Source organism: Spirulina sp. CCY15215 (assembly GCF_016888125.1).
Lineage (GTDB): Bacteria > Cyanobacteriota > Cyanobacteriia > Cyanobacteriales > Spirulinaceae > CCY15215.
Genome location: NZ_JACSWA010000603.1, coordinates 24204 through 45066 on the forward strand (window position 1 = coordinate 24204; position 20863 = coordinate 45066).

Below are 20863 nucleotides of genomic sequence, written 5' to 3' on the forward strand. Positions count from 1 at the left end.
ATGCAGCTACTTCAAGATTCTTTAATTTTGCTTAATAAAACTTAATACTTTTGGTCTAGATCCCTCAAAAGGCTATAGTCTTAGTCAACTGAGTTGACGTAAAAAATGCCATGCACAAAAAACCCTTCAATCTCCTCTTTTGCGCGAGTTTGTTGTTTTCCCTAGGGTCAAACTTAACGATCCCAAAAACGATCGCACAAGAAACGACTCGGGAAACCGCGATCGCCCAAAGACAGACACGCAATAATGTCAGCGAAAGAGTAGCTGCATGGTTTGAAAGCAATCGCGATCGCCCGACCAAATTACGCGCTTTTGTGCAACGGATGCCCAAGGGCGGTGACATTCACTCTCATTTAAGTGGCGCAGTTTATGCAGAAAGCTATCTCGAATGGGCAGCAGAGGAAAATTATTGCGTCAATACAGTAACTTTAGAGCTAATTGAACCCCAAGAGTGCAATGGGAATGAGGCGATCGCCGCAGAGGATCTGCCAAAACGCACCGATATTTATAACGCATGGATCGATCGCTGGTCAACCCGAAACTTAGCATTTGCAGGGGAATCGGGTCATGATCGCTTTTTTAACTCGTTTCAAGGCTTCGATCCGATTTCCTCCTTGCAGGAGCTTCGTGGGAAAATGGTAGGGAACATAGCTAACCGCGCCGCCGCACAACACATTTTTTACCTCGAATTGATGCTTACTTTTCAAGGCAGTGAAGTGAGAAGTTTGGCGAGTGAGGTTTGGGATGGAGATTTTGCCAGCACGCGCCAAAAGTTACTCACTAATGGGTTGCCGCAACTGATCAAGGAGGGACAGAAGGAAGTTGAGGCGATCGCCCAAGGATTTTCCGAGGCTTTGGGATGCGATACACCCAACCCTCAACCCGGTTGCGAGGTGACAGTCCGTTATCTTCAGCAAACCACGCGCTTTAAGTCTCCGGCGGAAGTTTTCGCCCAATTTGTTTATGCTTTTGAATTAGTACAAACCGAGGAACTTGTAGTAGGATTGAATTTAGTTGCCCCAGAAGATCATCCCCTAGCGTTGCGAGACTATACTCTCCAGATGGAAATGTTGCAATTTCTCAACCGTCAATATCCCAATATTAATATTGCTTTGCACGCGGGAGAGTTAACATTAGGTTTAGTACCGCCGTCGGATTTAAAGAACCATATTCGCCAAGCTGTAGAAATTGCTGAAGCCGATCGCATCGGTCATGGTGTCAGTATTTTTTATGAAGAAAATCCCCTACAATTATTAGAAGAAATGAAACGGCGTGGCATATTGGTTGAAATTTGTTTGACCAGTAATGATGTGATTTTGGGAGTCAAAGGGGAGGATCATCCTTTTCCCGACTATCTACAAGCAGAAGTTCCAGTAACCTTAGCTTCTGATGATGAAGGTATTTCCCGCATCGATCTCAGCAATGAATATTTACGGGCAGCACAAACTTACGATCTGGGCTATTTAGACTTAAAGAAACTCGCCCGTAATAGTCTTGAATATAGTTTTATTGGCGGTGAAAGTCTTTGGCAAAGTTCTGATTTTGTGACTATGATTAATGCTTGTGTGGATGATGTACCAGGAGGCACTCTTTCTCAGGGCTGCAATGAGTTTTTACAAACCAGCGATCGCGCCCGAGAACAGTGGCGTTTAGAGTCCGAATTTGCCGAGTTTGAGAATCTTTCTTGGTTGCGTTAGTTGTTATTAGGACTTACACATTAACGGGCAAGATCCCACACTACCATAGCCAGAGGATACAGTAGTGGGAGCGTCTCGCTCCCTAGCTGTGTAAGTTCTAGTTATACTATTCTTCAAAATGAAATGGGCGAATTTTAATCTAAACCTTGCAAAAGTTTGTTAATATGTTCGGGTTCGTGAGTCGTCATAACAGATAAACGAATGCGACTGGTGGGGACAGTTGGGGGACGAATTGCTGGAGCAAAAATGCCTTTTTCTTGTAATTTTTTGGCTGTATCGATCGCCGCTTGCGGACTTTCTAAACCAATACACAAAATGGGGGATTCTGAGGGAAAAAGAGTGAATTTTTGTATTAAGTTTTGTTTAATTATCTTGACATTTTCCCATAATCTTACTCGTCTTTCTGGCTCTTGTTGAATAATATGAATAGCCGCGATCGCCGCCGCAGTATCAGCAGGAGATAAACCCGTAGTATAAATCCAAGTAGAAGCACGATTGCGGAGAAAATCAATTAATAGTTTAGAACCTGCAACATAGCCCCCTAAACTACCCAAGGCTTTACTTAAAGTTCCAATTTGAATTAAGGGTTTTCCCGTACAATGAAAATGCTCAACACATCCCGCCCCGGTTGTTCCTAAAACCCCCGTAGCATGAGCCTCATCAATCAGCAGCATCGCATCATAAGTGTTTGCTAATTCTAATAGTTCGGGCAATGGGCATAAATCCCCATCCATACTAAAAACGCTATCAGTAGTAATTAAACAACGGCGATATTGTGAACGATATTGTTGTAATTTTGCTTCCAAATCTTGGCGATCGCAGTGTTCATATTCTAGTATCGTCGCACCGCTTAAAACCGCCCCATTTTTTAAACTAGAATGATTGTAGCGATCGCCTAAAATTAAATCTCTTTGTCCCACAAGCGCCGCGATCGCCCCCAAATTTGCCAAATATCCCGAACTAAAAACCAGCGCATCTTCCGTTTGTTTCAGGTCTGCGATCGCCTCTTCTAAATCTCGATGTAGTTGGCGATGTCCGCTTAATAAACGCGATCCCGTGCTTCCCGTGCCATAGTCCCTAGTCGCCCTTATCGCCGCTTCAACCAGGCGATCGTCCCCCGCAAGCCCTAAATAGTCATTGCTGGCAAAATTAACAACTTCTCGCCCTTCCAAGTTTACAACCGCACCCCCTCGCCCCGCGATCGTCTTTACCGATCGATACCAATGGGCGCGATGAATACTTTCTAAGGACTTTTCCAGCCAAGAATAGGGCTTATTTCTAGTTATTTGATCCCCCCGGCGATCGCCACCCCCCTTATTAAGGGGGGCAGGGGGGATCGAAGGTTTTTTATTCATTATTAATTGCCAAATCAAGCCAGTTTTTGATCGTTGTCACGACTTCATCTAAAGGAATATCCTGAGATTCTTTAGTCGCACGTTGAACAACTTCTACTTTACCTTCTTTGAGAGAACGTCCGGTAACAATACGATAAGGAATACCGATCAGATCGGCATCTTTAAATTTAACACCTGCTCGTTCCTTGCGATCGTCTAAAAGTGTTTCAATTCCTGCTGAATTTAATTCCTGATACAAGTTTTCTGCCGCTTCCATTGCCGTTTGATCGTTAATATTAGGAACAACAATAATGGCATGATAAGGCGCGATCGCAGGCGGCCAAATAATACCATCTTTATCGTGGGATTGTTCCACCGCAGACTGTGCTAAACGGGAAACCCCCACCCCATAACAACCCATAACAAAAGGCGATGGTTTGCCATCTTCCCCAGTAAAAGTTGCTCCCATTTTCGCCGAGTATTTTGTTCCTAATTGGAAGATATGCCCCACTTCAATCCCTCGCGCCGATTTTAACACTTGTTCTGGGTCACGGACACAGCGATCGCCAGCTTCAGCTTTGCGTACATCTACAACTAATTTAGGAAGGGGATATTGTTGCTCCCAATTAACCCCAAAAGCATGATAACCTGACTCATTTGCCCCCGTAACAAAGTTCTTTAAATCAACAGCAGTTTGATCTACCATGCGAACAAATTGAGGATGAATATTTTTTGCTTTTTTGATGCAATCATCACTCAGATCCGCAGCAATATAACCCAAAGGTAACGGTTTTACTGCCCATTTCTTTTGTGCCACTTCATCAGGAACTTCCAGAGACAGTACAGCATTTGCGCCAAACTCAGAAACTAACTTGCTAATTTCGTTTTGTAACTTGACATCATTAACATCGCGATCGCCGCGAATGCTGACCAAAACTAACACTAACAAATCATTATCCAAAACTGCTTCATAAAGTACATTTTTGAGAATTGCCGTAGGAGAACATTGAGCAAAATCTGCTAAAGTTGCGATGGTAGGAGTATTGGGAGTTTCCCGTTTTTCGTACTCGCTGAAAGGAGAAAGTTCAGCATCAGGAGGAATTGATTCTGCTTTCTCCACATTAGCCGCATATTTGCCATCTTCCGTGTATAAAATCTCATCTTCGCCAATCTCTGCCAAGACCATAAACTCTTGAGAACCCGATCCCCCGATCGCCCCAGAATCCGCTTCTACTGCCACAAAATCCAAGCCACAACGAGAAAACATATTGCGATAAGCGCGATCCATATCGCGATAAGTTTCCTTCAAACTCTCCTCATTGGTATGAAAAGAATAGCCATCTTTCATAATAAATTCCCGTCCCCGCATCAAGCCAAAACGAGGGCGAATTTCATCGCGAAACTTGCTTTGAATTTGATATAAATGAGTAGGAAGTTGGCGATAAGAACGAATCATATCTTTGGCAATTGTGGTAATCACTTCCTCATGAGTGGGTCCGAGGGCAACTTCGCGATCGCGGCGATCTTTAAACGCAAACATGATCCCCTCTGCTTTAGTATAAGTATCCCAACGTCCCGACTCCTTCCACAATTCCGAGGGTTGTAGTTGAGGAAGCAAACATTCTTGGGCACCCGTCGCATTCATCTCTTCCCGCACGATCGCCGAAACCTTTTGCAAAACGCGCCACATGAGGGGAAGATAGCTGTACAAACCACTGCCAACGCTTCGGATGTATCCTGCCCGCAGCAACAGTTGATGGCTGGGAATAACCGCTTCAGCAGGAGATTCCCGGAGAGTGACAAAGAGCATTTGAGACAGTCGCATGACAGATTTCCCTTGAGAGTGCAGTCGCATCGATCTAGGATATCAGTCTTGTTTGCAGATTGGGCAAGGGCTGCATAAAAGTTTGCAATACTGGTTCGAGTTCTGTCGTAGCGCGATCGGGTAGAATGTTCGTGAGAGGTTTTACCAGAGAGGAAGGAGAAATCGTGCAGATTACAGCCATCAAACAGGGTCAAATGTTGATATTCTCAGAAATGCTCGATATTCCTGACGGGCAAAGAGTAACCGTTGAAATTACTGAAGTAGAAAATAATGGCGATCGCAATGGTGGCCAACTGGATTTTTGGGAATCTATCCAAAAATTTCGCCAAGAAAATAATATTGAAGAAGCCGATATTGATGTTGACGAAATTTTTAAAGATGTTCGAGACAAATCCCTCGGACGCGAGGTGATTTTGTGAGTTTAATCTTTTTACTGGATACTAATACTTTATCTGAGCCTTTGCGCCCGCGCCCTAATGAAAATGTTCTCAGACAAATTGCAACTTATCGTCAGGAAATTGCAACGGCGACTCCTGTAATACAGGAAATCTTGTTTGGATGCAATCGATTGCCGCTATCCAAAAAACGCAGACAAATCGAAACTTATCTGCAAAAATCCGTGTTGTCTAAGATTCCAATTTTGCCCTACGATTTGACTTCTGCAATATGGCACGCCCGAGAAAGAGCGCGTTTGGTCAATATTGGCAGAACACCACCATTTGCTGATAGTCAAATTGCCGCGATCGCCAAGGCAAACAATCTAATTTTGGTGACGAATAATGTCGCTGATTATGCCAATTTTAAAGATTTGCAGGTAGAAAACTGGCATTAGTTAAATCAGATTATAACTGTCAAATCATCCCCGATGAATACTCGGTTTTTAATAATATTTAAGCCAAGTCTTAATTATCTCTTTTTCAATTTCTTCTTAGCTTTTGCAGCATTAATAACATTCTTGTTCGCAGTGAATACTATGATACCGGGAACGGTACAATAATCTCCGTCATCGGTAATAACTTGTTTGACATTTTCTTTTTTCATTGCTTCGAGAATGAACAAATCATAGCCATCTAGAGGTTGAGTTTGTAATCGAGTCAATGCAGCATTAGTTGTGGTTTCATTAATGGGAATATCAAGTGAGACCGCAGAATGTGCTACAATTCCCCAAGCAGCTTGTATTTCAGCAACAACTTTTGCTCGCTGTTTTGGATGATTATGGCGGTATTCCTTCGATTTCAGCATAGAATTAAAAATTTCTCTTTCTGTCTTTTCGATAAGATGAGCTACTTCGGCAAGAGAAAGACCACAGTATTTAAGATGAGAATTAAAAGAAAGTGCATTTTTCAAATATGTGGGATAATGTTTTATTTGATAAGATAGAGATGATGCAAGAGGATGACTGGCTTGACTATAGGCTAACCAATACCAAACATTAGTATCTACCAGAAAAATGTCATCCTTTTTCGGAGTATCAGAGCAAATATCGACAACTTCCGCTTGAATATTGTAATAAATTGACATTAAACACCTGTAGCTTGTTCTTCAATAACTTTATCAACTTTACTCCGATACTTTTCATCAGAGTAATATCTTTTAGAATTTTCTATTACTTGTTTCAGAATTGATTTACCAATCGAATTGAGATTAGGAAATGTCAACAGTCGGTTTAGATTATCTGGCTCAATATCTCTGAGTAACTGACCGATCGCAAAGTTAAAGAAGGGCGATGCAAAAATTTCAACCCCTGCAAAGTCTAACTCGACAGGACACTCTGCCAATAATTCGGGGTGGATGCGATCGTAAACAATTTGGCCGTCTTCACAGGTCATGCAGTTTTTGCCAACTAAGGTATGGATTTCGAGTTTCATGGTGGCTGTCTCCCTTAGAAAAGTGGTTCATTGTCTGATTCTGACAAGAGCGGATATAAAGAGTAATAAGACTCATCACATAGCAATGTGATATTAACTAGAGTTCCTTCAAAAAAGTTTTCCCTAATTTTATACTCTTCTTGACTTTCATTAAGTATTGCATACCCATCATGGCTGAAAATCTCCAATTTTCCTTTATTTTTCTTTACAAAATTTCTCAACAAATCTAATCCGATCCCTCTCGCTTCTCCTCGTCGAGTTGTTGTTCCGGCCTTAAAAGCCCATTTTAGCGCTTTGTCTGCGGCAAAATCAGCTTTTTCTAAAAAATCCCTAACATTATGAGGTATTCCGATTCCAAAGTCAACAACAGTGAGTTGTAGTTTATTGAGCTTAGGAAAATGCTGTCCGCAACTAAAAACACCGATATCAGTTTTTCCATGTTCAAAGGCATTCGCGTATATTTCCCAAACTGTTGAGACAATAAGCGTTTTTAAGTCTTGACCAATATTCACCCAACCTCGTCCTAACCACTGTTCTTTAAGATAATCAACAAGAGCATCTTTGTTTTGTTCTCGATCTTCTCGATACGGTACGGAATTTCCTTGCCAAGGTTCTGTATTTGCTCCAAGAATGCCCTCGCTTGCCTAAAATATCCCAAGCATAGGCTTTTTGGAGCATAATGCGATCGCCAGTTTTTGTCTAATCTCCTTTGTCCTTATCTGCTAGATAAAACCATGTCTCTCTGTTTTTGATCTGGGATGAGGCAAGGATTGCGCTACAATCGAGAGCAGAGATAATAGCTGCGATCGCAAAATTCCCATGCCTTTTACCCCCAACCCCATTGCCTTTGGAACCGACGGCTGGCGCGGTTTAATTGCCGCCGATTTTACCTTTGAGCGAGTCACTTTAGTTGCTCCTCTTGCGGCAGAAGTGTTAGCGAAAAATTTTGGCGAAACTACTGGCAGTAACTTAATTGCTGTCGGATACGATCGCCGTTTTCTAGCAGAATCCTTCGCTAAAGCCGTAGCAGAATCCGTGCAAGAAGCAGGTTTTGATGTTCTCCTTGCCGATGGTTACGCCCCAACCCCCGCTTTATCCTGGGCAGCAAAAGAGCGAGGAGCGCTTGGTTCTTTAGTTCTCACAGCTAGTCACAATCCCGCAGGTTACTTAGGCTTAAAAGTCAAAGGAGCATTTGGAGGCTCGGTAACACAAGAGATCACTAAGCAAATAGAAGCATTACTTCCTCGCGGTTTTGTGGGAGGGAAGATGCCTGGAAAATTGGAGTATTTCGATGCTTGGGAAAGTTATTGTCGGGAATTGCGCTCCAAAGTAGATATTGCTAAAATTGCCAATGCCATTACCTCCGGGAAGATCCGCGTTTTTGCTGATGTCATGCACGGTGCGGCGGCGACGGGGTTAAAGCGCTTGTTAGGGGTAGAGATTGAAGAAATTAACGGCGATCGCGATCCCCTGTTTGAAGGAGGCGCACCGGAACCCCTCCCCAAGTATATTCCTAAACTATTCCGCGCTATTCGCGAGGCGGCACGAGAAGGTAAAGAAGAGATTCGCGTCGGATTTGTCTTTGATGGGGATAGCGATCGCATTGCCGCCGTAGATGGAGCAGGAAATTTCCACAGTTCGCAAATTCTCATCCCTATCCTCATGGAACATTTATCCCAACGCAAGGGATTTAAAGGAGAAATTGTGAAAACCATTAGCGGCTCGGATATCATCGCCCGTTTAGCAGAATCCTATCATATTCCCCTTTATGAAACCGCGATCGGCTACAAGTATATAGCCGATCGGATGCTGTCAGCAGAAGTTCTCCTGGGAGGAGAAGAGTCTGGGGGGATCGGCTATGGCTCCCATATTCCCGAACGAGATGCCCTCTTAGCCGCCCTTTACGTCCTCGAAGCCGTGGTAGAATCTGGGCGAGATATCAGGGATCTCTACGCAGATTTACAGGCACAGGCAAACTTTCAATCAGCCTACGATCGCATCGATATTCCTCTTGCCAGTATGGAGGAACGAGGGAAATTATTAGCACTTCTTAACACCAATACCCCCACAGAAGTCGCAGGAAAAGCCGTAACAGACTGTTTAACCATTGATGGTTATAAGTTCCGATTAGAAGATGGCAGTTGGTTACTGATACGATTTAGCGGCACAGAACCCGTTTTGCGTCTTTATTGTGAAGCAACAGATGAGGCGCAGGTTAAGAAAACCCTAGAATGGGCAAAAAATTGGGCAAATTCCGCACTTTAAATCGGTACTTTCAAGATAACAGAGGCATCCTCTCCATGACTGCTCATTACGATCGCATTGCTGAACTTTACGTGAAAACCCAAGACTTACCTTATCGTCCTCATATTGAAGAGTACACCTACTGGCAAATCATTGAGGACATTGCTGGACTATCGGTGCTGGATCTCGCTTGTGGGGATGGACTTTATACCCGACAATTTAAAGAAAAAGGTGCTTCTCGGGTAGTAGGCGTAGATATTTCCTCGAAAATGATCGAACTGGCAAGAGAACAGGAAAATGAGCGTCCTTTAGGTATTGAGTATATTGTTAGAGATGCCCTTAAATTAGGCAAAATTGGTGAATTTGATCGCGTTGTTTCCTCCTATTTATTGGCTTATGCCCAAACGCGATCGCAGCTTTTACAAATGTGTCTGCATATATTCCTCAATCTTAAACCAGGAGGGTATTTTATAAGTATCAATACTAATTATCAATTTCCCCATCAAGAGTCTTCGCGATTAAAGAAATACGGTATAACTTTTACACTACCCACTTCGATACAAGAAGGCGAGGCGATCGCTTTTACTTTAAAAACCATTGGCGATGGTCAAGATGTTGAATTTGATAATTATTATTTTAATCGTAGTACCTACGAAGAAGTTTTTCGAGAAGTAGGATTTTCGGAAATCCATTGGCATCAACTCATTGTTTCTCCAGAAGGGATTGAGGTAAAAGGGCGAGAATTTTGGCAGGATTTTCTCGATTACCCCATCTTTATTGGCATCAAGTGCCTAAAATCAAGATAGAGATATCAGCATCATTCCCGAACTTTCGATTCTTACTCTCTGGCAGAGAGACGATAGTGCCAGTTTTCGCTATTCATCGAACCCACCCAAATTTTATAGACTCCCGCTTTCCAGTCTGTATCGTGAATGGCTGCATCTTCACCAGATGCACCATTATAGCCGCAGCGAAATTGTTTTGCGGAATCGGGTCCTTGAATCACAAGAGTGGTATCTTTACCACCGCTATGAATAATCAGATTTAATTCTGTTATATCTTCTGTGAGTTCCATGATATGATCCGGAATTTGTGAGCCAAAACCCATACAAACATTACCTCGATAATCTCGAGGGGATAAATTATTGGCTAAATCGTAATGTCCGCCAGTATTACCCGTGACTGTTGCATCTGCGCGATCGAACCCTCGGGCGAGATTTAAGGGGTCGAAATTGGCATTTTGCGCTAAAACGGGAACAGAGGTTAAACCCGCAATTAAAAGAATTAAAAAATGATAGCGATTGATGTGAAACATAAACTCCTCCTCTCAACAAACTCTTCGGGATCGAACCTTCTTATGCGATTCCTGTACCAAACTGCCCGCGATCGCAATTTTGTTCGATCTTTATCCTGTTTATTTTAATTGCTCCCGAGAAAGGAAATCAAGAGCAAGGACAGTCCTCAGTTTGACACAAGGGAGGCGATCGCAATTTTGTTAATTGTTATGATCTTTCCCACTGGTTAAAAAAGTCTTTTTATGCTAAAACAGCCAAAATAGTAATAAATCCCATGCCTGCGATCGCCTTACTCGGTTTAATCTTTGTCCTCAATTTGTTCTTTGAATTTATAGGGATATTTTTGCCTCTCGATTTGCTTCACCTGCTTAGTTTTGCGGGGAAATGGTGCGGGATAGTCGCGATCGCCCTGATAGTCGGATGGTGTTTTGGAGATTAAATGCCTAGGTTTTTTCAGCCGATTACCCATTCTCAATAACTCCTTTAATGCAATAGATATTTAGGTTTTGGCGATCGCGCCACTTCTTTTACCCATTTTTTTTAATCGTGCTATAGTACAAATAAATAAGTAGACCAGTAGAATATGATGATGGATTCCCAATTGTTAAACCTCACAAGAGATGATTTCCTCAACTCTGGCTGGAAAAATATCATTAGTAGCTGTGAGAGCAAAAATTGTCACGAGTATAGTAGGGTATTTAGGCGACAAGCAAAACAAGCAGAAGAAACAGGTAAAGTTAAAGAACAGAAAATTTTCGAGCTATTGGCTGCTGTTACCAGTACGGTATTGGGACGACGGGAATCAATGGAGGAGGTTTTTCTTGATAGTTTTCAGCATATTACAGACGAACAGACGGATTTTTTGAGCGCGATCGCACCGGATATTTCCGATCCCGAACTTCAAGCGAGAATTGCCGATCTTCTCTGGTCGATAAAACGCAATTATCGCATGGCTCAATTGGCAATACCTGCTTATTTAAAATCTGCTACTGAATTAGAAGATCCCGAAAAACGGAATCTATGTTTCTATCGCATAGAACGAGCATATCAATTAGCATTGTCAATTACATATCAAATAGAAGCAGTAATTTCTCATATCGAGACAGTTTTAGATCGCTATAACGGAGAAGATCCGCTATGGTTATCGGCAAAGTTGATGAGATTATTGCAAAAAGATAAAGATAGAGTTGACGATCCGGAAAAGTATTCTGCACTTGCTGAAAAAGCAGCAATGCGATCGGAAACTACTCATCAATGGGATATAGCCCGTGAATATTGGGAAATTACGGCAAAATGGCATCGTATGAAAAGCGATCGCGAGAAGGAGTTAACAGCTTCTATGTCTGCTGCGGAGACTTATGTTAAAGAAGCTGAAGGTATAGTTAAGCAAAATCCTCCCAGTTATTTGAGATCATCACATTGTTTAGAAAAAGCGATTGAAGCATTTAGAAGTATCCGAGGAACTAAAGAGGAAAAAATTAGTGTAAATGCAAGGTCTGAAGAAGTTCATAAACTTCTTATTGAGTATCAAGAGCATTCTCAACAAGAGTTGATTCTTATCTCAGTACCCTGCGACTTTGATGTTAGTAAACTAATTAAATTTTGTCAGGAATGTGTTCGGGGCAAAGAATTCCTAGACGCTCTGTTTTCCTTAGCAGTAATTCCTATACCTAATAAGGTGTCTGAACTCCGACAAGAAGTTCTAAATAATTCTCAAGAATATATAGGATTAGCTCTTTTTCGTGAAGTAATAATTAATGAAATGGGTAAAACGATTGCTCGTCAACCTAGTTCACTTTTATCCAAAAATTCAGACGAATCAGAAAAAGCCATTGACTTTCAAATGAATAGACAAGCATCGTTCAAACAAATCCATTTTGCTGACCCTTGTATTAGTGTTGCTAGAAAGCAAATTTATCTCGAACATCCTGTGAGAATTAGCGATTTTTTCCCTCTTGTTTTAAACAATCCTTTTGTACCTCGAGGACGAGAATTATTGTTTGCAAAAGGTTTATATGCTGGATTAACAGGAGATTTTTTTACATCAACTCATATCCTAATTCCCCAAATTGAAAACTCGGTTCGTTATTTGCTCCAAAAAAATGGACATATAGCTTCTGGTTATGACGATCGCGGTATTCAAAACGAGCATAACTTAAACTCTACGCTGTATCGCCCGGAAATTACCGAAATCTTTGATGAAGACACTTTATTTGATTTGAAAAACTTGTTAGTTGAACACTCTGGTAGTAACCTGAGAAACCTCATGGCTCATGGCTTAATCGATGACACTGAATTTAACTCTAATCCAATCATGCTTTATCTTTGGTGGGTAGTTCTTAGACTTTGTTATATTCCAATTTTAAAATATCAAAAAGCAGTTGAACAATCCGATCCCTGGGTTAAGTTTTCCGGAATGTTTCAAGACGATCCGCAATTTGATGAATTTGTCGAAGAGATGGAAGATTATCGACGTAAAATCGATGATGAAGCAGCCGATCGCGAAATAATTTCAGAGGAGAACCCATCAGCGTGAGTCAATATATTTTAGATACAGATTGCGTGACGTTATTTCAACATTTTCATCCTGAAATTGCCAAACGAGCAAAAGCGATCGGTCATTCTAATATTTTCATTACAACGGTGACATTACAAGAGCAATTACAAGGTAGATTAGCTGTGATGAATAAGGCAAATGCAAAACATCCCGATCGCCTCGCTATAGCTCATAGAAATTTACAAGCAACGCTCATTTACTACTGTAATGTTAATTTACTTCCTTTTGACGATGCGGCCTACTTTCATTATCAAAATTTGCGACAACAGAAAATTAGAATTGGTACTAATGACTTAATAATTGCTGCGATTGCCTTAACTCATCAAGCAATTCTTGTCACAAAAAATCAAAAAGATTTTAATAAAGTTCCCGATCTTTCAATTGAAGATTGGACACTTGCTTAACTAAAACTCTGCGTGCGATCGTTTACTTTTTAAGCTATACTTTGAATCAAGTTGAATTGAGCAGAAAAGGCGCAATGAGTGCGCCCTTTAATCTACACTTTCAATAAATCCACGGATAAGCGTTTAAACACTAATCGATCATCCTCGACATCAACAAAGATTGTATCTCCCGCAGTGAAATTCCCTTTTAAAATTGACTTGGCGATATCGGTTTCTAAATATCGCTGTACTGCTCGTTTCAAAGGTCGCGCCCCATACACTGGATCGTAACCTAATTCTGCCAGATAATCCAGCGCTGCTTCTGACAATTTGAGAGACAGTTTTTGCTCTGCTAGGCGACTTTCTAAACGCTGGACTTGTAGTTTGACAATATGTTTTAATTGTTCCTTCAGCAAACTGCGGAAAATAATCAATTCATCCACCCGGTTGAGGAATTCGGGACGGAAATTCTCCTGCATTGCTATCATCACGCGCGATCGCATTTCCTCATAGTTGGCATCATCTCCCGCTATATCCAAAATATACTGAGAACCGATATTACTGGTCATAATAATGATGGTATTCTTAAAGTCTACCGTATGACCTTGAGAATCGGTTAAACGCCCATCATCTAAGATTTGCAGCAACACATTAAAAACATCATGATGTGCCTTTTCAATCTCATCAAACAGAATCACGGAATAAGGACGGCGGCGAATGGCTTCGGTTAATTGTCCCCCTTGTTCGTAACCTACATAACCAGGAGGCGCACCCATTAAACGAGAAACGCTATGTTTCTCCATATATTCCGACATATCGATACGAACGATCGCATCTTCCGTATCAAAAAGACTAGCAGCTAATGCCTTACCTAATTCTGTTTTTCCTACCCCTGTAGGACCGAGGAAAATGAAACTAGCAATGGGACGATTGGGATCTGCTAATCCTGCCCGAGAGCGTTGAATTGCGTCGGAAACGGCGGTAACTGCTTCATCTTGTCCTACAACTCGTTCGTGTAATTCATCCTCTAAATGCAGCAATTTTGCCTTCTCTGACTCTACCAACTTACTGAGGGGAATTCCCGTCCATTTAGAGATAATTTCGGCAATATCTGCCTCTAAAACTTCCTCTCGTAATAAGGATTTTCCACTGGTTTGAATGTCTGTAAGTTGGCTTTCTGTTTCTTTAATTTGACGCTGTAGGTCTATTAGTTTACCGTAGCGCAACTTGTGCATTTGTTTCAGATCGGCGGTGCGTTCTGCTTGTTGAATTTCTAAATTAACCCGGTCAATTTCTTCCTTAACCCCATTGATTTTATCAATAACATCTTTTTCAGATTGCCATTGAGCGTTAAGATGGGATTGTTCTTCTTTAAAATTGGCTAATTCTTTTTCTAAAATTTCCAATCGTGCGATCGCGGCTTCGTCATTATCTTTTTGCAGAGATAACCGTTCCATTTCCAATTGCAGAACTTTGCGATCGATCTCATCTAACTCCTCGGGTTTGGAAGTAATTTCCATTTTTAACTTTGCTGCGGCTTCATCTACCAGATCGATCGCCTTATCGGGAAGGAAGCGATCGCTAATATAGCGGTTGGAAAGCATGGCCGCGGCAACTAAGGCACTATCGGCAATTTTCACGCCGTGGTGAACCTCGTAGCGCTCTTTCAGCCCTCGTAAAATGGAAATAGTATCAACTTCTGTAGGTTCTCCCACAAACACTTCCTGGAAGCGTCGTTCTAAGGCGGCATCTTTTTCGATATACTTGCGATACTCATCCAAAGTTGTTGCACCGATGCAATGCAGTTCTCCTCGTGCTAACATGGGCTTGAGTAAATTTCCGGCATCCATCGCCCCTTGAGTCGCCCCGGCACCAACAACAGTGTGAATTTCATCGATAAAGAGGATAATTTGACCGCGAGATTCCATTACCTCTTTTAAGACAGCTTTGAGACGTTCCTCAAATTCGCCGCGATACTTAGCTCCGGCAATAAGCGCTCCCATATCGAGGGCAAATACTCGCCGATCTCTAAGTGAGTCTGGTACGTCTTTATTGATAATGCGTTGCGCCAACCCTTCGGCGATCGCGGTTTTTCCGACTCCCGGTTCCCCAATTAAAACGGGGTTGTTTTTCGTGCGACGGGAGAGAATTTGGATGGTACGGCGAATTTCATCATCCCGACCGATAACGGGGTCAAGTTTGCCTTCTCGGGCGAGATCCGTGAGTTCTCGGCCGTACTTTTCCAATGCGTCGTATTTGCCTTCTGGGTTCTGATCTGTCACTTTTTGATTGCCTCGAATTCCTTTAATAATTTCTCTTAATTGATTTTCCGTCAAGCCGAATTCTTGAAAAACGGCGCGACCGAAGCGATCGTCTTTAGGATAAGCGAGAATGAGATGTTCGATGGAAATATAGTCATCGCCAAATTCTTTGCGAAAGGCTTCGGCGCGATCGAGCAGTACATCTAAACTGCGCCCTAAATAGATAGAGTCGCTGGTTTGGGTGACTTTTGGCTGACGGTTAATAAAATCGTCAACGCGATCGCGCAGTTTTTGGACGCTAATATTGGCTTTATTAAAAATACTGCTGGCGAGTCCTTCTTCTTCCAGAAGTGCTTTGATTAAATGTTCGCTTTCAATTTGTTGATTTTTATTTTGTTTGGCAATTTCCGGGGTTTTAACGACGGCTTGCCATGCTTTTTCGGTAAACTGGTTGGGGTTGGTGGGCTGCATTTTCTCTCCTCCTGACAGCGTGCGATCGCCTTAGTTTCTTGTTTGGGTCTCTTGTTATTGTAGAATTCTCTCGATGGTTTCCTTTGGGGGAAATACTCCCTTTTAAGGGTGGGTTTCCGTTCCAACTACTGCGATCGCTTCTCAGTAAACCGACCCGAAAATCATTTTACCATCATTGTATGAATGCCGTCCCAACTTTCGGGAGGAGGGGTTTCCAGATAACTTTGACAGCGATGTAAGTGCATTAATAAAGGTTTATCTTGGGGACGAATATCCTCGGCTTGCTGGAAATAGTTTAAGGCTTCAGAAAAATTGCGTTCTAAATAGGCATTTCTTCCCCCATGATATAACTCTAAAAATCGTTCTGTCTGAGGATCGATACCCTCCGATCGCCTGCCAATTAATTCGTAAATATCAACTGCTTTGCTTTTTCCTTTGACGCGAGTTTTGTCTAATTCTCGCACAATGAGGCGATCGCTTCCACCACACAATTGATAAGTTGATTCGCTGATAATAATATCACAATGATATTCTTTCGTCAGACTTTCTAAGCGAGAACTGAGGTTTACACCATCACCAATTACAGTATAGTCCATGCGCTTCTGAGAGCCAATATTTCCCGAGACAACTTCTCCGGAACTAATTCCAATACCGAAACGAAAATGAGGTTGATTTTCTAAGATATGCTGTTGATTAAATTCCGCTAATCTACGTCGCATATCTAGGGCAGATTGTACCGCCATTGAAGCATGATTTTCTAAGGGTAATGGCGCACCAAATACCGCCATAAGTGCATCACCAATAAATTTATCTAATGTTCCTTGATAATGAAAAACCGACTCTACCATTGTTTCAAAATAACGGTTAAGTAGGGTAACAACTTCAGTTGCTTCTAGATTTTCCGTCATGGTTGTATAACCGCGAATATCGGAGAAGAGAATTGTAACTTCTTTTCGTTCTCCTATCATTAAAGCATCGTCTCCTAATGCCATCACTTGTTCGGCAACACTGGGGTTCATATAACGATATAATGTTGATTTAATGCGCTTCTCGTTACTAATATCTTCTAAAATAACCAATCCTCCGCGCACTTTTCCTTCCGAGTTACTGAGGGGATTTACTGTTAAGTTTACACTGCGTTCGATCGGTTGAACTTCTTTGCGATCGCGGTGTAATCGATCTGATTCTCGCTGCATTTCGTTCCAAGGAATATAAACATTATTATCTTCTGGGTTTGGAAAAGCCAAAAGCGGTAGAAATCCTTCAGAATTCGGACTATCAGCAATCCCAAGCAGTAATGTTTGTTCGGGAACATAATGTTTTGTTCCCGATCGCAAACTTTCGATAAGACGATCTTCTAATGTGTCGATAGGAAAGATTTCCCAAACATGGCGATCGAGGATTTTATACTCCCATATTTGTCGCACGCGCTCTTCATGGAGAAGGTCTTCCGGACAGCCTAATAGTTTAAATGCTGCATCATTAATTGTAACAATTTTTCCCTGGAGATCGGTGGAAACGACTGCATCCGAAAGACTTTCTAAAATATCTTTTTGATATTGCTTTTCCGTTAAGACACTTTCAAATAGTTTTGCATTTTCGAGAGCAATTCCTGCCTGGATATTAAACGCCTGCATGAATTCTTCATCGGAAGGGGTAAAACTTCCCTCTTTTTCTTTGTTAATTAACTGCGTCACGGCAATTAATTCTGCCCTCGAATTATAAACGGGCATACAAAGAATACTTCGAGTGCGATACCCAGTTCTTTTATCTGTTGATGGGTCAAAACGATCGTCAAGATAAGCATCGGAAATATTTAAAGTTTGTCCGCTTTTAGCCACATATCCTGCAATACCGCGATCGGCAGGAATACGAATTTCGAGGAGTTTCATTTCATCTGCTGTAGGGATTTTACTCCAAAGCTCATTAGTTTCTTTACTGAGCATAAATAAAGTGCTGCGATCGGCTTTCATTAGCTTCCGTGCTTGTTCCATTACCGACCTTAAAGTGGCTTCTAAATCGAGACTTTCTCCTAAACTAGCCGTTGCTTTTAAGAGGGCGGAAGCACCGCGTTGATTTCGCGCGGCCATGTAAAAAGATTGACAAGTTTCGAGGATAATGCCAATGGAAGAAGCAAAGTCTTGAAATTGGCGTTCGTCGTCTTGATTAAAAGGAAGATAATCGGCTTTATTTAATAATTGAACGACGGCCACAATGCGATCGCTACTACTAAAAATAGGCATACACAGCAGCGTTTGTGTACTATAACCTGGCAGTCCGTCAATTTGATTATTGAAGAGGGGATGTTTTTCTGCGTTAACGAGATTTAAAAGTTGTCCGGTAACAGCAACTCTTCCTGCAATACCTACATTGAGAGGAAGACGTAAATTCTTAGATGTATGAGGATCGTCGTGGTTAACTTTTGCCCAAAGGTGATTTTTTTCACTATCTACCAAAAAAACGATTGTGCGATCGGCCTGCAAAATTTGCCCAATTTTCAAGGTTAGCGCATCAACGATTTGATCCAGCATTGTTTCGAGGGCTTCACTGTTAAGTGCGTCGATCGCCCGCAAAAATTGCTGGAATTCCGCCGTAATAAAATCCAGTAAACAGATAAACTCGTTAATGGAGAGGTCTTTAACGCGGTTGCTCAAGACGCTCGTGCGATTAAATTGGGTGAGTTGGGTTAGGGATGCTAAGATACTCCCAGTATTTGATAGTGGCATAGAATCCCATTTCAAGTTTTGGGCAATACAAGGGATGAGAAAGACAATCTTATCGTCACCAATCTTAACAATACTTCAAAAATGTCTCTGTGATCTGGAACATTTCTCATTGTCAGCGATCGCCAAATCCCAGAAAGAATCTTTAAAAGTCCGACTTGTCATTAAGAATTTCAAGAATGAATGAAAGACAATGAATGTTACGATCGATGAAAGAGAAATTAAATCTCGTCTCGCGGTGATTTTCCATCTATGGAGTCATTCGCGATAAATCTTGGTGATTATAGATAATAACAGCAATGACAACAACAGCATGGGTTTTTCCAGGACAGGGATCGCAAAAAATTGGGATGCAGGCGGATCTCGAAAATATTCCCGTCGCGAAAGCCAAACTCGATCGCGCCGAAGAAATTTTAGGTTGGTCTGTCCTCGAAGTGTGTAAAAATGAACCGGAGAAACTCTCTCGTACTCTCTACACTCAGCCCTGCTTGTACGCGATCGCCTCCATTCTTGCCGATTTGCTCTTTGCAGCAGGTCAAACTCCCCAATACGTCGCCGGACACAGTTTAGGGGAATACGTCGCCCTCTACGCAGCCGGAGCCTATGATTTTGAAACCGGGTTGCAGTTGGTGAAGCGTCGCGGGGAATTGATGGACGCAGCAGAAGGAGGGAAAATGTATGCCCTGATGGGGTTCGATCGCGAACAACTCCAAGCTAAAATTGACGAAACCGCCGATGTTGTCCTCGCTAACGATAATAGTGCCGCTCAAGTGGTCATTTCTGGAACCCCCGAAGCCGTCGATCGCGTCGTCGCTACCGTTAAAAGCAAACGCGCGATCGAGTTAAATGTTTCCGGGGCATTTCATTCTCACCTAATGAAAGAAGCCTCACAAAAATTCAATGAGATTTTAGACAAAGTAACTTTTAATGAGAGTAAAATCCCCGTTTTGGCCAATGTCGAACCCACTCCAACAACCCATGCAGAGGAATTAAAAGCACGGTTGCAACAACAAATGACCGGATCGGTACGTTGGCGAGAAATTATGGACGCGATCGCCGCCAATAGTGTCGAACAAATCATAGAAGTGGGTCCAAGTCAAGTGCTAACTGGGTTATTCAAACGAGCCTATTCTAAGATTCCTCGCAGCAACATCAGCAGCATGGCTGATATTGCTGCGATCGACTAGAAAAGACGATCTTCTCGGATTTTCCGATCCCCTTTTTTTCTGATATCCTTGCCGAAACTTTGCTAGACTGTTCTCTAGTCATTACTACAGCAATTTTCCCTTTTGATGAGATTATTGCTGGCTCAATTGACCAAAAACCTTAAAATCATTGCATTAATTCGGATTGATCCCCAATGGCTAAACGGCTACCTTTCGACCCTTCTGAAATCATGTCCCGCGCTGATGAGTTAATGGCTGCAGCCTCCAACCGCTATCGCATTACCGTACAAGTTGCCCATCGCGCTAAACGCCGTCGCTATGAAGAATTTGAGAGTCTCGACGATCCTGCAATGAAGCCTGTAATTCGCGCAGTCATCGAAATGTCCGACGAACTGACCCAGCCGGAAATTATTGGGGATTAATTGCCGAAAATAACTAAGATTAGAGGAGGAAGGATGAAACAGAATTTATGGCGTAATTTTGCTAAATTCTCTGTTATTTTAGCACTTGCTTTAGTGGTTGGCGGCGATCGCCCTCCTGCTTTTGCCCAAACTCGACAAGCGATTAAAGATGCTGAAGATGTTTACCAACTACTCCCTAATTTCCCCCAAGAAAATCAATATATTTCTCAGGATTCTGGTGAGATAGCATCGCAAAACACTTTGGTTGCTCGCTTAATTTACTATCACATTTATCTCAAAAATCGCCCCCCACAATATCGCTTTGATTGGAAACTCACTCTTGCGGATTATTTAGGCGCAAATGAAACCATTCTTTCGAGTCGATATTCTGGGACGCGAACCTTGCGAGATAATCCTTTAAAAGGAGATATCGCGATTATCGATCGCCTAACTCGACAACAGCGAGAAGAACTTATTCAAACCCTCGTGCGAGTTTTCAACCCCAATATTGATAACAACAATCAAGATTCTTCTTCTCCTCTACCCGATAATAGCGAATCGCAACCCAATTCTCCCGATTCATCTGGCGATCGCCGCTTCCCCAAACCAGGGGATGCTCAATTGCTTCTTTAATAACT

The 20863-nt window shown here is 42.1% G+C and carries 19 protein-coding genes; 10 read left to right on the forward strand and 9 right to left on the reverse strand.

The genetic code is table 11. The features are described from left to right. Window positions 1-110 precede the first annotated feature (110 nt). Window positions 111-1697 (forward strand): adenosine deaminase, encoded by a 1587-nt coding sequence (locus JUI58_RS23575; protein ID WP_204106298.1) that lies wholly within the window; start codon window positions 111-113, stop codon window positions 1695-1697. A 134-nt stretch (window positions 1698-1831) separates the two neighbouring features. On the opposite strand, the gene bioF is transcribed toward JUI58_RS23575, so the two are convergent. Together bioF and proS are read right to left on the reverse strand one after the other, a co-directional pair. Then, window positions 1832-3052: an 8-amino-7-oxononanoate synthase gene (bioF, locus tag JUI58_RS23580; protein WP_204106299.1), complete on the reverse strand. Its 1221-nt coding sequence runs from the start codon at window positions 3050-3052 to the stop codon at window positions 1832-1834. Continuing rightward, window positions 3045-4856 (reverse strand): proline--tRNA ligase, encoded by a 1812-nt coding sequence (gene proS / locus JUI58_RS23585; protein WP_239121675.1) that lies wholly within the window; start codon window positions 4854-4856, stop codon window positions 3045-3047. Before proS ends, bioF begins: the two co-directional genes overlap by 8 nt. A gap of 125 nt (window positions 4857-4981) precedes the next feature. Here proS and JUI58_RS23590 point away from each other — a divergent pair, with 125 nt between their 5' ends. Together JUI58_RS23590 and JUI58_RS23595 are read left to right on the forward strand one after the other, a co-directional pair. Next, the gene (locus tag JUI58_RS23590; protein WP_204106300.1) at window positions 4982-5275 is read left to right on the forward strand and encodes a hypothetical protein; all 294 of its coding nucleotides are present in this window, start codon (window positions 4982-4984) and stop codon (window positions 5273-5275) included. Next, window positions 5272-5688: a type II toxin-antitoxin system VapC family toxin gene (locus JUI58_RS23595; RefSeq protein ID WP_204106301.1), complete on the forward strand. Its 417-nt coding sequence runs from the start codon at window positions 5272-5274 to the stop codon at window positions 5686-5688. Before JUI58_RS23590 ends, JUI58_RS23595 begins: the two co-directional genes overlap by 4 nt. 74 nt (window positions 5689-5762) lie before the next feature. Here the strand turns inward: JUI58_RS23595 and JUI58_RS23600 are convergent, their stop codons facing one another. From JUI58_RS23600 to JUI58_RS23610, 3 genes are read right to left on the reverse strand one after another with little or no spacing between them, the layout of a single operon-like run. Beyond that, window positions 5763-6377 carry a hypothetical protein gene (locus tag JUI58_RS23600; RefSeq protein WP_204106302.1) on the reverse strand — a complete coding sequence of 205 codons (615 nt, stop codon included), beginning with the start codon at window positions 6375-6377 and terminating at the stop codon, window positions 5763-5765. Further along, window positions 6377-6724, reverse strand: a complete 348-nt coding sequence (locus JUI58_RS23605; protein WP_204106303.1) for an STAS-like domain-containing protein — start codon at window positions 6722-6724, stop codon at window positions 6377-6379. Before JUI58_RS23605 ends, JUI58_RS23600 begins: the two co-directional genes overlap by 1 nt. 14 nt (window positions 6725-6738) lie before the next feature. Further along, window positions 6739-7236, reverse strand: coding sequence for an ATP-binding protein (locus tag JUI58_RS23610; protein WP_204106304.1), 498 nt, complete (start codon window positions 7234-7236; stop codon window positions 6739-6741). A gap of 307 nt (window positions 7237-7543) precedes the next feature. Between JUI58_RS23610 and JUI58_RS23615 the strand changes: the two genes are divergently transcribed. Both JUI58_RS23615 and JUI58_RS23620 read left to right on the forward strand, forming a co-directional pair. Next, a complete protein-coding gene (locus tag JUI58_RS23615; RefSeq protein ID WP_204106305.1) occupies window positions 7544-8989 on the forward strand; it encodes a phosphoglucomutase/phosphomannomutase family protein in 1446 nt (481 codons plus the stop codon). A 35-nt stretch (window positions 8990-9024) separates the two neighbouring features. Continuing rightward, window positions 9025-9774, forward strand: coding sequence for a class I SAM-dependent methyltransferase (locus JUI58_RS23620; RefSeq protein ID WP_204106306.1), 750 nt, complete (start codon window positions 9025-9027; stop codon window positions 9772-9774). A gap of 32 nt (window positions 9775-9806) precedes the next feature. Here JUI58_RS23620 and JUI58_RS23625 read toward each other — a convergent pair whose 3' ends face one another. Beyond that, entirely contained in the window at window positions 9807-10283 is a 477-nt protein-coding gene (locus JUI58_RS23625) for a hypothetical protein (protein WP_204106307.1), read from the reverse strand. A 278-nt stretch (window positions 10284-10561) separates the two neighbouring features. After that, entirely contained in the window at window positions 10562-10732 is a 171-nt protein-coding gene (locus tag JUI58_RS23630) for a hypothetical protein (protein WP_204106308.1), read from the reverse strand. A gap of 120 nt (window positions 10733-10852) precedes the next feature. On the opposite strand from JUI58_RS23630, the gene JUI58_RS23635 reads away from it, so the two are divergent. Both JUI58_RS23635 and JUI58_RS23640 read left to right on the forward strand, forming a co-directional pair. Then, window positions 10853-12799: a DUF4209 domain-containing protein gene (locus JUI58_RS23635; RefSeq protein ID WP_204106309.1), complete on the forward strand. Its 1947-nt coding sequence runs from the start codon at window positions 10853-10855 to the stop codon at window positions 12797-12799. After that, a complete protein-coding gene (locus tag JUI58_RS23640; RefSeq protein WP_204106310.1) occupies window positions 12796-13224 on the forward strand; it encodes a type II toxin-antitoxin system VapC family toxin in 429 nt (142 codons plus the stop codon). Before JUI58_RS23635 ends, JUI58_RS23640 begins: the two co-directional genes overlap by 4 nt. 92 nt (window positions 13225-13316) lie before the next feature. Here the strand turns inward: JUI58_RS23640 and clpB are convergent, their stop codons facing one another. Beyond that, window positions 13317-15935: an ATP-dependent chaperone ClpB gene (gene clpB / locus JUI58_RS23645; RefSeq protein ID WP_204106311.1), complete on the reverse strand. Its 2619-nt coding sequence runs from the start codon at window positions 15933-15935 to the stop codon at window positions 13317-13319. A 161-nt stretch (window positions 15936-16096) separates the two neighbouring features. Further along, window positions 16097-18661 (reverse strand): adenylate/guanylate cyclase domain-containing protein, encoded by a 2565-nt coding sequence (locus tag JUI58_RS23650; RefSeq protein ID WP_204106312.1) that lies wholly within the window; start codon window positions 18659-18661, stop codon window positions 16097-16099. Between the two features lie 296 nt (window positions 18662-18957). Here JUI58_RS23650 and fabD point away from each other — a divergent pair, with 296 nt between their 5' ends. The 3 genes from fabD (at window position 18958) to JUI58_RS23665 (ending at window position 20858) form a co-directional block, all read left to right on the forward strand. Beyond that, entirely contained in the window at window positions 18958-19845 is an 888-nt protein-coding gene (gene fabD, locus JUI58_RS23655; protein ID WP_204106313.1) for an ACP S-malonyltransferase, read from the forward strand. A 173-nt stretch (window positions 19846-20018) separates the two neighbouring features. Further along, on the forward strand, window positions 20019-20246 hold the full coding sequence (locus tag JUI58_RS23660; RefSeq protein ID WP_204106314.1) for a DNA-directed RNA polymerase subunit omega: 228 nt from the start codon (window positions 20019-20021) through the stop codon (window positions 20244-20246). Between the two features lie 33 nt (window positions 20247-20279). Then, window positions 20280-20858: a hypothetical protein gene (locus JUI58_RS23665; protein WP_204106315.1), complete on the forward strand. Its 579-nt coding sequence runs from the start codon at window positions 20280-20282 to the stop codon at window positions 20856-20858. Window positions 20859-20863 lie beyond the last annotated feature (5 nt).